This is a genomic window from Nitritalea sp., from assembly GCF_054166705.1.
Genome location: NZ_JBSZCV010000004.1, coordinates 124,022 through 137,473 on the forward strand (window position 1 = coordinate 124,022; position 13,452 = coordinate 137,473).

11 protein-coding genes are annotated in these 13,452 nt (G+C 49.6%); 4 read left to right on the forward strand and 7 right to left on the reverse strand.

The genetic code is table 11. The annotated features are described in order from the left end of the window. Position 1: 1 nt before the first annotated feature. From ACXIT9_RS01515 to ACXIT9_RS01535, 5 genes are all read right to left on the reverse strand, one after another. Entirely contained in the window at positions 2–3,406 is a 3,405-nt protein-coding gene (locus tag ACXIT9_RS01515; RefSeq protein ID WP_458054478.1) for an efflux RND transporter permease subunit, read from the reverse strand. 18 nt (positions 3,407–3,424) lie between these two features. Further along, complete coding sequence (locus tag ACXIT9_RS01520; RefSeq protein WP_458054479.1) at positions 3,425–4,555, reverse strand: efflux RND transporter periplasmic adaptor subunit; 1,131 nt, start codon at positions 4,553–4,555, stop codon at positions 3,425–3,427. Between the two features lie 27 nt (positions 4,556–4,582). Further along, the gene (locus tag ACXIT9_RS01525; protein WP_458054480.1) at positions 4,583–5,941 is read right to left on the reverse strand and encodes a TolC family protein; all 1,359 of its coding nucleotides are present in this window, start codon (positions 5,939–5,941) and stop codon (positions 4,583–4,585) included. 5 nt (positions 5,942–5,946) lie between these two features. Continuing rightward, the gene (locus ACXIT9_RS01530; RefSeq protein WP_458054481.1) at positions 5,947–6,534 is read right to left on the reverse strand and encodes a TetR/AcrR family transcriptional regulator; all 588 of its coding nucleotides are present in this window, start codon (positions 6,532–6,534) and stop codon (positions 5,947–5,949) included. A gap of 304 nt (positions 6,535–6,838) precedes the next feature. Next, a complete protein-coding gene (locus ACXIT9_RS01535) occupies positions 6,839–7,273 on the reverse strand; it encodes a hypothetical protein (RefSeq protein ID WP_458054482.1) in 435 nt (144 codons plus the stop codon). Positions 7,274–7,467: 194 nt separating this feature from the next. On the opposite strand from ACXIT9_RS01535, the gene ACXIT9_RS01540 reads away from it, so the two are divergent. The 4 genes from ACXIT9_RS01540 to ACXIT9_RS01555 all read left to right on the forward strand — a co-directional run bounded on the left by ACXIT9_RS01540 (position 7,468) and on the right by ACXIT9_RS01555 (position 11,620). Continuing rightward, positions 7,468–7,944 carry a type I restriction enzyme HsdR N-terminal domain-containing protein gene (locus ACXIT9_RS01540; protein WP_458054483.1) on the forward strand — a complete coding sequence of 159 codons (477 nt, stop codon included), beginning with the start codon at positions 7,468–7,470 and terminating at the stop codon, positions 7,942–7,944. A gap of 62 nt (positions 7,945–8,006) precedes the next feature. Beyond that, a complete protein-coding gene (locus ACXIT9_RS01545) occupies positions 8,007–8,720 on the forward strand; it encodes a Crp/Fnr family transcriptional regulator (RefSeq protein WP_458054484.1) in 714 nt (237 codons plus the stop codon). A 58-nt stretch (positions 8,721–8,778) separates the two neighbouring features. Further along, a complete protein-coding gene (locus ACXIT9_RS01550; protein WP_458054485.1) occupies positions 8,779–9,240 on the forward strand; it encodes a rhodanese-like domain-containing protein in 462 nt (153 codons plus the stop codon). A gap of 292 nt (positions 9,241–9,532) precedes the next feature. Further along, a complete protein-coding gene (locus tag ACXIT9_RS01555) occupies positions 9,533–11,620 on the forward strand; it encodes a metallophosphoesterase (RefSeq protein WP_458054486.1) in 2,088 nt (695 codons plus the stop codon). A 13-nt stretch (positions 11,621–11,633) separates the two neighbouring features. Here the strand turns inward: ACXIT9_RS01555 and proC are convergent, their stop codons facing one another. Together proC and ACXIT9_RS01565 are read right to left on the reverse strand one after the other, a co-directional pair. Further along, the gene (gene proC, locus ACXIT9_RS01560) at positions 11,634–12,437 is read right to left on the reverse strand and encodes a pyrroline-5-carboxylate reductase (protein WP_458054487.1); all 804 of its coding nucleotides are present in this window, start codon (positions 12,435–12,437) and stop codon (positions 11,634–11,636) included. Between the two features lie 86 nt (positions 12,438–12,523). Beyond that, positions 12,524–13,450 (reverse strand): PfkB family carbohydrate kinase, encoded by a 927-nt coding sequence (locus ACXIT9_RS01565; RefSeq protein WP_458054488.1) that lies wholly within the window; start codon positions 13,448–13,450, stop codon positions 12,524–12,526. Between the last annotated feature and the right edge of the window lie 2 nt (positions 13,451–13,452).

A 13,452-nucleotide genomic window follows, 5' to 3' on the forward strand; every position in this document is an offset into this window, starting at 1 on the left:
TCTATTTCAATCTTCTCAGTAAGATATTTGCTTTATCTGCAAGCAAGTACATGACTGGTACAATGACTAACGTAAGAAATGTAGCAAAGGTTAAGCCAAAAATGACGGTCCAAGCCATTGGGCCCCAGAAATCTGCATTATCTCCTCCCACATAAAACTGGGCGTCAAATTCCGTCAGCAAAGTGGCGAAATTTATGTTCATCCCGATCGCAAGTGGGATCAAGCCCAGCACGGTAGTGATGGCAGTCAAAAGAACGGGGCGTAAACGGGTTTTACCTCCTTGCACGATGCTGGCAAGCAGATCCTCATAGCTGAGGTATTCATCTTCTTGGAGTCCGAGCTCTTCCCTTTTGCGTGTGCGCACCAAGTTCGTGTAATCGATCAGCACGATCGCATTATTTACCACCACCCCTGCCAGGGAAATGATGCCGATACCGGTCATGATCACCACGAAATCCATATTGAAGGCTACCAATCCAAGGAACACCCCGATCGTACTGAGCACCACGGAGGCCAGGATAATAAACGGTGTGGTCACCGAGTTAAACTGTGCCACGATGATAAAGAAGATGACTGAAATCGCGATGGCCAATGCACGGAGTAGGAAGGCGGAGGACTTCGCTTGCTCTTCCTGCTCACCGGTAAAACGCACCGAAATACCTTCTGGGATGTCATAGTTGGCGACCATCGCCTTCAGCTGTTCATTTATCTCCGTAGGATTATAGCCATCCGTCACGTTCGAGAAGATGGAAATCACCTTGTTCAGGTCCTTTCGCTTCACCGAACCATAGGTAGAGCCATAACTGAGGTCCGCGACCGCGGAGATAGGAATCACTTTTTGGTTGCCCAGCTTATCGCGGAAATTAATTTTCTTATTCAAGAGTGCGGTCAGGTCGTAGCGGTACTCATCCATGAGGCGAAGCTGGATCGGGAAATCGTCCTCCCCTTCCTTGTACTTACTTACTTCTTGGCCGAAGAGTGCCGTTCGCAGCTCATTCGCGATCGTCACGGTGGAAAGGCCGAAGCGACGTGCTTTATCGCGGTCGATGGTCAAGACCACTTCGGGGCTACCGAGTTCTAGGTCACTTTTAAGCTCCTCTACGCCGGGGATGTTTGCACTGGAGAGGTATTCCCGCAAGCCCTGCGTAAAGAGGATAAGTTCCTCGAAATCTTCACCACTCGCTTCCAGGTTAATGGCTTTGCCGACAGGCGGCCCATTCCGCTGCTTATCCACTGTGGCTAGGATCCCTGGATATTTTTCTACCAGACGTCGGATGTCCTCCATGGCGCGGTTCGTATTCAGGCCCTGCCGAAACTGGTATTCCACGAAAGAAATCGTCACTTTCGCCTTATGCGGAGTAGCGGCATTACTAGGCCCTTCTGACTGGTCACCGGTACCCTCACCCACTTGCGTGATGATGGACTCGATAATTTCATCGTACGGCTTGAGCACATCGAAGAGCTCCTGTTCCATACTGAGCATAAACGCATTTGTGGCTTCGGTATCCGTTCCGATGGGCTTCTCGATAAACACATTCACCAAGGCGGGCTGATTGTCTGGAAAGAAAAGCACTTTCGGAGAGCGGATGCCCAGCAGTGCCAGTGAAAGGAAGAGGAGTAGGATCATCCCGAAGAAAAAGAGGTAGGGGTTTTTGCCCCTAAGGGCAAAAATCAAGGTACGCTCGTAGATATTTTCCAGGTAGACCAAAAAGACATTTTGGAACCAGCGGATGGCACCGCGCAGGAAGAACACATTAAAGACGGTCAAAATGGAAGCTACTGCCGTGATGCTGCCCATAGCATTCCATCCCGCGATATAGGCAATAATGGAGATGACGGCTAGGGTTCCCGCCACGATGAGCGGGCGCTGTTTGGATTTTTTGGCTTCCACATCTTGCACCTTCATGAATAGGGAGGTGAGCACGGGATTTACGACAAGTGCCACAAAAAGCGAGGAAGAAAGTACAATGATCAGAGTGATCGGTAAGTACTTCATAAACTCTCCGATAATATCGTCCCAAAAGGCTAGCGGTAGGAAAGCCGCGAGCGTGGTGGCGGTGGAGGTAATGATCGGCCAGGCAACTTCTCCCACTCCCTCTTTTGCGGCACGGATAGGGCTTTTCCCCTCCTGCATGAGGCGGTAAATGTTTTCTACCACTACGATCCCATTATCCACGAGCATCCCTAGCGCTAAAATGAGCGAGAAGAGCACCATCAAATTCAGCGTTACCCCAAAGGAATTTAGGATCAGGAAGGAAATGAACATAGAAAGCGGAATGGCCACCCCCACGAAGAGAGCATTGCGGAAGCCTAAGAAGAACATCAGCACCAGCACCACGAGGATGATCCCGAAGATGATGCTATTTTCCAAGTCTTTTACCTGGGAGCGAGTCTGTTTAGACTGATCATTCGTAATGCTGATTTCAAGATTTTCCGGGAAGCGGTCACGCTGGGCGCGCTCGATCAGATCTTTGATTTTATCGGAAGCATCGAGAAGGTTTTCCCCACTACGCTTGACCACGTTAACCGTAACGACGGGAAGCGTATTACTTCGTGCGTAGGAAGCGCGCTCCTTATAGGTATCCCGCACTTCGGCCACGTCTTTTAGGTAGACGATTTTGTTATTTTCAGTCTTTACGATAATATCATTTAGCTCGTCGGGATGCTTAAATTCCCCTGTGATGCGAAGGGAGCGGCGGAAGTCTCCTGCCAGTACGTTACCCCCGGAGATGGTGACGTTTTCTTGTGAAATGGCATCCGAAATGTCTGAAAAGGACACACCGAGGGCTTCCATCTTATAGATATCCGCATCCACGCGGATTTCACGCTCGATGGTGCCGCGCAGTTCGGCCTTGCTGACTTCAGCTAGTTTCTCGATTTCATCTTCGAGGTATTCACCGAATTTTTTTAGCTCCTCTGGGGAAAAATCCCCGGAGAGGTTGACATTCATAATCGGAAAATCCGAGGTATTCACCTCGATCACATCCGGATCCTGATCCAAGTCGCTAGGCAATTCGCTTTTCGACTTGTCCACGGCATCTTTTACATCCTGTATGGCACGGGAAATTTCTACGCCTGGGTTAAATTCCACCACGATGGAGGAGAAATCCTGTACAGAGGTGGACTTGATGTCCTTCACATTATTAATGGACTTCAACTCTTTTTCGATCGGGCGTGTGATCAGGTTTTCCATGTCCACGGGAGAGTTTCCCGGATAGGCCGTCCCCACATAGACCGTCGGGATGACGATCTCGGGGAAGCTCTCTTTCGGCATGGTCATGTAGGCTAAAATCCCGAGTGCCGTGATGATGACGGCTAGGATCACCACCGAGGTTTGGTTATCGATCGAGAGGGAACTCAGGCCAAACTCCCGAATTACCTCTTTTTTCTGCTTATTATCTTCCATCTCGCGTTTTCGATTGGCTTACGATGCGATGCTTACATTAAAATTATCCCCTACGTCACGAAAGCCCTTATCGACGAGCGTTTCGCCACCTTGCAGGCCTTCGAGGATTTCGGTGCGCTCCTGGTACACCATGCCGCGCTTGATGTAGCGCTTTTTACTTTGGCCTGACTCTACCACATAAACATAGTCCCCTTTATTATCCTGTAAAATCAGGTAATTGGGTATGATGACAGCCTCTTCTGCCTGGTAATCGCGCACACGAAGCACAGCGATCATGTTAGGCTTGGCCTTCGGCAAATTAGGTAGGCGCGCTTCCACCTTAAAGGTTCTGTTATTCGAATTGATCACAGCACCTACGGCGGTCACCTTTGTGGTCTCAGACACCCCAAGAGAGGGGAAGCGCACTTCCACCTCATCGTTTCTGTTAACTGAACCGATGTAGCGTTCGCTCAGATCAGCTTCGATGAACAAGTCGCTATCGCCAATAAACTGGAACATGGGCGTGCCCGGCTGCACGAGCTCTCCGAGGCGTACATTCACCATTTCTACCGTTCCGTTAAAGGGCGCACGGATGGTGGTACGGTCCATCTGGGTCTGTAGAGAGGCTAGATTTTTTTCCAGCTGCTCCTTGCGATTTTTCGCCTCCAAGTATTGGATTTCAGTACCGATCTCCTGCTTCCACAGGCGCTCTTGCTTTTCAAATACAGTGCGGGCCAGGTCCAGCTGGGTTTCCAGCTCTTCCATATTCCGCTGCACCGACTCGGCATCTATGCGGGCTAAGACGGCGCCTTTTTTCACTTGCATGCCTTCTACGGCCACAATTTCTTGCACGCGACCCGATACCTCTCCGGAAATATTGACATTCTTTTTCGAAAGCACCGCACCCGATACTTCTACATAATGCTCGAACAGTCCTTTTTCTACCTCTTTGGTCGTGATTAGAACAGTCTTGCGGTTTTCCTTCCCAAACTCCGGGTCTAAGGTCGCCACCTCTTTTTCGAGCGACTCAATTTCTGTAGCCAGCGCGGCATATTCCTTTTTTAAGGACTCCAAGGCCGCTTTTTTTTGGCTTAGCTCATCCTCAGAGCCACAGCTGTATCCGATGACAGCCAGCAGCACCAAGCTGCCCATGCGTGAAAAACGTTTCATATGATCGTTTGATTAAATGCCTATTGCTTATAAAATTCCCAATGCTTTTTCTAAATCTACTTTCGCCACCAAGGCATCGTAAAGTGCTGCGTAATAATTGGCTTCCGCTTCTTTTAAGGCGGCATCAGCCTCTACGACCTCCAAGTTAGCGCCCACACCTTCGGTGTATTTGGTTTTCGTCATTTCGAAAACCTCCATGGCCAGGGCCTTATTCTCGCGCTGCACCTCTAAAATCTCGAGCGTGGCGCGAAGCTCTTCCTTCGCCTGCAGCTGCTCCAGCGCGATGTTTTCGTTCAAGAAATACCGCTGATTTTCTAGCTGTTTGATTTGGACGCGGTTTTGCTGAATACGGCTGCGCTTCTGAAAGCCATCGAAGATGGGAATGTTCATCGTCACACCGACGAAAGCACCCGTAAACCAGTCGTTACGATACAAATTCGTAAAGTCCAAGGATGCCCCAGCCCTCTGGTACGTCAAAAAGCCATTCAAGGTAGGGATATACTGCACCATGTTGTTTTTCCTTTCCAGCTCAGCCAGCTCGAGATTTTTCTCCAACTGATCTATTTCCACACGGCGGTAACCGTTATTTCCCAAGAGCTCTGCTAGCTCTTCAGGCCGATTCAGTTCCTCTAGCGTCTCTAACAGGTCCAGATCCAGGTTTTGGGGAAGCCCCAATTGTAGTTTTAACAGCTGCTTGGAGATCCGCGAAGCAGACACGATGCGGTCCAGGTCTGCTTTTAAATTGTTCCGCTGCACCTTCACCCGGGAGACCTCTAATTTTTCTGCGAACCCTGCCTCAAAAAGGGCTTCTGTCTCCTTGAGTAGCGCATCGAGTCGACCTAAGTTCGCTTCTAATAGCTTTCTTCTCTCCTCGTTCACCATGACGGTGAAATAAGCTTTCTTAACGTTTTCGATGACATCGTTTTGTGCCTTCTCCTCATCGAACTTGGTCAGCTGGCTGAGGGTACGCGCCGCTTTTACCCCCACAAAGTAGGAGCCGTCAAAAATCATTTGATCCACCCTCAGGTTAAGACTAGACTGAAAATCCACACCAAAACGTACTTCCTGTACATCTTGGCCTCCCCCATTACCGCCGCCGTTATCTCCCGGCAGCCCGAAGTCGATCCCTCCGGGAAGGAAGATGACCGGAATGGCCAGGTTGTGGGTAAAATCAAAGGTGGCATTTACCTGGGGTAGACCCCGGGAGAGATTCTCACGAATAATCGCCTTGGCTGCTAAATTTTCCAGCTTAGCGTTTTTCGCCTCCACATTATTTTCGAGCGCATATTCCACTGCATCTTTTAATGTCAAGCTCACCTTCTGCTGCGCAAAAAGCGGGGTGACAAACAAGAGCGCCAGCAGCAGCCCGTTTCGTAGTGATTTCATAGCATTTAATTGGTTTGCTTTAAGGATAGATAGGCCGCCCTCCCCTTTTCAGAGAGGATTCCATGTATAAAATGGTCGAAGATTTCAAGTTGTAAGGTCACCTGATCGAACTGCGTAGGAGGAAATTTAATAGGGTCAAAGGTATCCATGGTTTGTTCCAAGCGCATGTGTGCTAAAATGCGACTGTCGATTTCGGGCCGAAAATAGCCCTGCTCCTTTCCTTTCTCCAGCAGGAATTTGATATGCTTAAGAATCACCTCCTGCTTAAAATTTTCGAATAGCTCCCAGCAGCTAGGGAAATACCGCTGAATTTCATGCAGCACCAGCGGGTTAAAGGTGCTAAAGCGCTTTCGAATATGTCGCGTCTGCCCAACTAAAGTGTGTAAGACATCGAACGTAGGATTTTTAAGCTCTTCTTCCATCAGGCAGGTGTCCTCCTGGAGCTCCTGCTCGAAACAAGCGTATACGAGTTGGTTCTTATCCCCAAACTCCTGATAAATAGTTTTTTTAGAGACCCCCGATAGCCGCGCGATATCGTCCATGGTAATCGCCCGTATGCCAAAATGCATAAACTGCTCGGTGGCCACTTTCATGATTTTCTCTCTTGTCTCCAATTCCCTCAGAATCTTAATACCGGATGCAAAACTCAGGAAACTTTGTGATAGTTCAAAGTTTCTAAGGTTTTTTTAGTAGAAAATTTTTCCAAGAATGCTACTGGCGTTCAAAACCGAACATAGCGTACAGAAAATCAGCCTTAAACGGTGAAAAATTTGGATTAAACAACTTTCTTAGGCGAAACCATAAGGCATCGGCTGCCGCATTCTTTGGCCCACTGGGCCAAAAAAATGCCGAGACTCCTCCGGGAATCTCGGCCTAAAAAGGGGTATCGGTGTAGGCTTAGCCCAACCAGCTGGTCCAGGGAATTCTGGAAAGGATGAGGACGAGTCCGATCGCATAGAACATATAAATAGAGCGGAAGCGTGCCGTGTCCACGGAGAGTTTTTTCGCACGAATGTAACCGACAGAGATCAGCACGATGGCGATGATGTTAATGACAGGGTGTTCGAGCGCCGTCAAGCGGGCGGCAGCATCTCCCATGGCGGAACCAGAGGCTAAAAGGGAGTAACCTTTCGGGCTGACAAAATAGAGAATAAGGCCGATGAGAAGCTGAATGTGCGCTAAAATAAAGGCGATCATCGCGATTTTACGGTCTTTTTCGGTAAACGATTTGCCTGTTAAGGCTCCATAAAGAGCATAGAAAATAACCCCGATGAGTGCGATAAGCGCGAGGTAAGCGAGACCCGAGTGTCCGTGCTGTAAGCCAGTGTACATAGTAGTTTTTTTTACGAAAATAGGAAAAGACAGGGAAAAAGTTCCCTATTCACGCAGGATTCTTGTTGCTTCCTGATGAATCTCCTCGCTCTAAAGGGAAAAGCGTGACAGGCTGAGGAAGAAAATTAAGGGCTTTTCGTTAAATTCATGCGCATCTGCTTGTAGCGGGAGCCAAAAGAAAGGATATTTGAGCCATGCAAGCAGCTTTTCATCCTTTTCCGAAGCTAAATTTTCCGGCTCTGGGCATTACCTATCGCAAAGAAGCGGGACAGTATCTGATTTTGGATGCGCTTCGCAAAAAATGGTTGGTCTGTACCCCTGAGGAATGGGTTCGCCAGCATATGCTTCAAGCCCTCATCCAGCTGCATGCCTATCCGAAGGCCTTAATCGGAGTAGAAAAGGGGCTTCAGTTTAACGGATTGGCGAAGCGTACAGATATTTTAGTGCGTGATCGGGAAGGGGCACCCTTTCTGCTCATCGAGTGCAAGGCCCCGGAGGTGACCCTGAGTCAGGCGACGCTCAAGCAACTCTGTACCTATAATGCAGTGTTGCATGCTCCTTTTCTAGGGATTACGAATGGATATAAGCATTTATTTTTATCCTTTGACAGAGAACGCGGGGAGGTCAAACAAATGCAGCATGTCCCTCAATTTTCATCTACAGAAAGCTGATTTATATCAGCATTTTTTTTAACTTAGTCTTTTAATTTTGCCAGCAGTATTATTGAAAAATTATGAAGCCACAAGCCAAATCCAGCCCCTGCGAACTCTGTGTGAGCAGAAAATTTTCACTATTCTCCGATTTAAAGGAACAGCAGCTCTGTCAGCTCTCGGAGAGTAAAAATCATATTACCCATAAAAAGGGGCAGATCTTATATTATGAGGGCACGAAGCCTTTAGGAGTATTTTGTATCAGTGATGGTGTGGTGAAGGTATTTAAAACGGCCTCGAATGGCAAAGAACAGATCACACGACTAGCCAAAAAGGGTGATTTTTTAGGCTATACCAGTCTTTTAGGGGAAGAGACCTACACGAATTCGGCGACGATCGTGGAGGATGCAAACATTTGCTTTGTACCTAAAGACACCTTTTTAAAAGTGCTGGCAGAGGATACGGGCTTTCATAGAAAAATCACGAAGGCACTCTGCAATGATTTGGGCCTAATGGAAAATCAGCTCACGGATGCGACCCAAAAGTCCATCCGAGAACGTCTCGCCTTTACCTTACTGATGCTTAGCGAGTCCTATGGCGTAGAGGGTAGCGAAGGCGAGAAGATCGACATCGTGCTCACACGGGAAGAAATCGCCGGCTTAGTGGGCACGGCCACCGAAACGGTTATTCGGCTCTTATCTGAATTTAAAAAAGATAAACTGATCACGTTCCAAGGAAAGAAAATTATCGTAAATGATAAAAAAGCCTTAGCGCGCCTATCTGATTTTTATGGGTAAGCCCTCAGGCAGCAGCTCCATGAGGTTCGTTCGATTTACGCTTTTCTTATTTGTTTGTATGGCTTTAGGATTTACTTCTCAAGCGCAGAGTTTCGCGTATAAAACACTTTTAAAAGGACTTTACGCCAGTGATTTTCCCTTGATACAGGTGGACACATTAGCCAAAAAACCAGAGGTCTACACCCTTTTAGACACACGCGAGCGCCACGAATATGCGGTTTCACATCTACCCGACGCGCGCTGGGTGGGTTATGAGGACTTTTCGCTTAAGCGCGTAGCAGACCTAGACAAATCGAAACCCGTGGTGGTGTATTGCACGGTGGGAGCGCGCAGCCAGACCATCGGCAAGCAACTGCAAGCTGCTGGTTTTCAGCAGGTATACAATTTATACGGAGGTATCATTCACTGGGCGAATGAAGAGCAGCAGCTCGTACAAGGAGAAAAGCCTACCCAGCAAGTACACACTTACAGTAAAAGCTGGGGGATCTGGTTGAAAAAAGGAGAAAAAGTCTACGAGTAAGCGAATCAGACGAGCCTATCGCATTCATTGATAATTTTACAGGACATTTAATATAATTTTTCAAATAAATGACAACACTCTCTGATAGGCTAAGGGCCTAAATCTTGAGGTTCAATAAAATTTTTATATTTTTGTAAAGAAAATTCTCCGACATGGAGCGTTTTTATATGGTTCATAAGCGCCTTCCCAGGCGCAAAGCAAAAAAAGCTACCAATGGTATTGGTAGCTTTTTTATTTTAAATAATCACTTATTTTTGTAAGGACCAAAAAACCAAAATAAATACATATTTTCATGCGCCACCCCCTATTTTTATTTGTCTTTAGCCTGTTTTTAGGATCAAGTGCAGCACTCCGGGCACAACATACGAGCGCATTTCGTGTCCTGCCCTACCTGAATGGCACGGAATCCGGCTCCTTTACCCTGACCTGGTGGTCCGAAACTGCCGTTTCCAGCACCCTTCGCCTTGAGGATGCTAGCGGCAAGCTACTGCTCGAAGAAAGCATTCCGGGCATTTTGGTTCCCGAGCTGGCTTATACGCCTGCTGAAAAATCACAACAGCTCCCGGGTGGGTTGCGCCCAGAGGATTGGTTGCTCAGCGACAGCAATTACCGCTACCGCCTAGAGCTCCCCGCGCTTTCACCCGACGAAACCTATACCTATCAGGTATCCTTAGGAGCGGCCTCCTTTTCGGCTTCCTTCCAAAGCCCGCCTAGCAAGGAAAACTGGAAGAAAATCACCTTCATGGCCTTAGCAGATGCGGAAACGGAACCCCTGGGACGTGTCCTTCGCCGGGAATGGGAAGTCGGGGCGGTAGCGGTAGGGAGTCAACGTCCCGACTTACATAATTCCGAATGGGCAGGTACCTTCGGAACAGCCCAGCTTCCAGGTAATATTCCTACCTTACGCTACCCACTTACGGAAACTGTCGGCTACAGCGAAAATATCCGCATCATGCGCAGCCGGGAGCCGCACTTTATCCTGATGCCTGGTGACTTGGTCCAGGGGGGAGGCTACCAGCCCGCTTGGGATGAGTTTTTCCGCCATAATGCGGGTGCCTTCGACCAGCTGCTCACTACGACGCCCCTATTCCCAGCGATGGGCAACTGGGAAAACTTCGGTGGAATACTCAATAATGGTTATGGCTTCAATGAACTAGGGGTCTTTAATCCGGTGCTGGGCCGACAGAAATTTGAGGCCTATTTTCCTTTGCCGGAGGCCAAAGACAAATCCGAAACTCGCGCCTATTATCGCATCGACTATGGTCCCATTACCGTGCTGACGCTGGACTCTTCGAATGGGATACCGGAAGACGTGCGCACCAATTATCCGGAAGAAAGCCGCCTACAAGGTCGCGCCTTTACAAATCCAGGTACAGATACGCAGGCGAATTTTACGCAGGAAGAGTTTGTGGCCCATGGGGGCAAAGGGCTGGAACCTTTTAACCCTGGCACTGCACAGTGGGAGTGGGCGGCAGAACAACTAGCAGCGGCAGAAAAGGAGGGACAGTTGCTATTCGTGCAGTTTCACCATGCGCCCTTTTCCAGTGGTGAGCACGGGCTGCCGATGAACCATGCACTCTCTTCCGGACAGGGCGGCACTCCTATGCAGGTGTACCACCCGCTTTTCGAGGCCCATGGAGTGATTGCGGTTTTTAGTGGGCACAGTGAACTGTTCGAGCGAAGCTTCGTTCGCGAAAATCCCAGCAGTCGGGGCGTTCACTATTATGATGTGGGTGTGGCAGGAGATGGACTGCGGGGCGAACGCAAGATCAGCCAAGAGGCAGGTGCCGCTCCTTTGGGATATAATCCCTTTAAAATGTGGACTGCGGATCAAGATGCGCCCGAAGTCTGGGAGCTTATCGACGGAGTCCCGCAGTTGACGTCGGGTGGCAAGCACTACGGTCACCTAGAGGTTACTGTCGAAAAAATAGAACAGCAAAATGAGGGTTTTGCGCGTATCACCCTGACTCCTGTCCATGCTTTTCCAGTGCTAGACCGCCAGTACACCCTGCAGCGTGTAGAACGTCGCATCTATGCGGATGTAGTGCAGCTGCTGCTGCCTTTAGCCAGTGAAGAATCGTTCCCGGAGCCCGAACCAGAGCCGACAGCTCCTCAGACAGGCTTACGCCTATATCCAAATCCTGCTGGGCATCAGTTGATTTTAGAACTATCGGAAGGCTATGACCTCAATACACTGGTGGCGTGGGAAATCATCGGGATGAATGGCCAGCGCATGTCGCCTGCACAGGTTCTGCTGGAAAGCGCCACAGAGCGAAGATTACGCTGGGATATCCATAACTTGGCTGCAGGCAGCTACCTGCTGTACCTGCAGCCAAGTCTTCAGGACCCTCCGCTCCTTCTTCGCTTTATCAAAAAGTAACAAGCGGGACCGTTTATTTTTTTTCGATGTCCTTATAGGAGGCGAGCACCCCGCGCACCAGGGCGGAGCTAAAGCCTTGATGCTCCATTTCATTTAAGCCCACGATGGTGCAGCCCTTCGGTGTGGTCACCTTGTCGATGGCTGCCTCGGGGTGCAAATCCTGCTGAATCATCAGTTCGGCCGCACCTTTAACGGTTTGGTTGACAATTTTCGCTGCCGTCCTGGCATCGAAGCCTATTTGTATCCCCCCTTGGATCATGGCCCGCATAAAACGAAGTACGTAGGCGATTCCGCAAGCACCCAAGACTGTGGCCGCCTCCATGAGCGGTTCATCAATTTGGATGCTCTCCCCTACCCCGTTCATCAAAGCACGCACTAAGGCATCTTGCTTCGGATCCTGGTGGCGCGAACAAAAGCAGGTTACAGACTCCTGAATATCGGCCGCGATATTAGGCATCACCCGATACACCGCCATTCGCTCAGGTAAATGTGCATACAGCGCTTCTAAGGTAATGCCTGTGGCTAAGCTCAGGAGGAGTTGCCGGTCTGGGTCTAAAACTGGCGCGATTTGCCGCATGATTTTATCGCTATTAAAGGGCTTAACCCCTAACAGAATCACATCGACTTCTTGGGCTAGCTGCACATTGTCGCTGTGCACGCGCACACCCATATCCGACAGGTCTTGCAGCGCCTCGGTGTTCCGGCGCGTGACCTGCAAATTTCCCGGCAGAAAGCCCTTTTGTTCCAAGAGTCCTCTCGCGATCGCCTTGCCTAAATTGCCGCAACCGATAATTCCTATTTTTACTGTATCTATCATATAAACACTTCTAAACGTTTAAAAAAACAAAATACGCCGAATAAAGGTAGCATCACAGTGGTTTCCTCTTTTATTTTAGGCGAGATCTACTTCTCATCCCCACGATGGCCTCCCTGCCTGAGGGCGGCGATGGCGGCGGGATTATGCAGCGGAGCCCCGCCGCTTTGGCTAGCCACAAAAGCGCCAAGCCGGGCAGCAAAGTCGAGAATTTCTGCTTCCGGCTGCCCTGCCAGCAGACCGGCCACCATGCCGCTTAGAAAAGCATCCCCTGCACCCACGGTATCTTTCACTGAAACAGGATAGGCCTTTTGCGCCAGCGGCGCACGGTCTGGAGCCAGCCAGTAGGCCCCATTTCCTCCGCAGGTGAGCCAGAGTCCTTCTAGGTGGAAGTGCTGACAAAGCGTCTGACCTGCTTCTAAAAGTCTGGCTACACTGCCCGTCTCCTGGGTGCTACCCAATAGGTACCGAGCCAGGAAATGAAGCTCTTCTTCGTTCACTTTTAGCAGATGTGTACGGTGCAGCAGGTCCTCCACATCAGGAAAATGAAGGAAAGGGGGGCGCAGGTTGAGGTCAAAGATAACCTTTGCTTTGGTATGCTCTAGGAGCTGATGTAGTGTGGCGAGGCTCTGGGGATGGCGCAAGCTGAGGCTCCCGAAAATCACGATTTCTGCTTGTTCGGCAGCTTTTTGGAGCCCCTCGTTCCAGGCGATTCGGTCCCAGGCTGCGGGAAATAAAATCTCATAGCGCACGGCCTCGGGCTGGCTGTCGTCCACCTGTACGCGAGAGGTGGCCAGGCCATTATGCTGAATCCAGGTTTCGGGGATTTGGCGCTGGCGCAAAAGGGCCAGTAGCTCCTCTCCCGCGGGATCCTGCCCAACGGCACTCACCAGCAACGGCTGAAGGCCTAGTTGGACTAAATTAGATGCAATATTTAGGGGGGCTCCACCTGGAACCCTGCCGCTCGGGAAATCATCCCAGAGCATTTCTCCGTAGCACACTATTTTCGTAGACATTT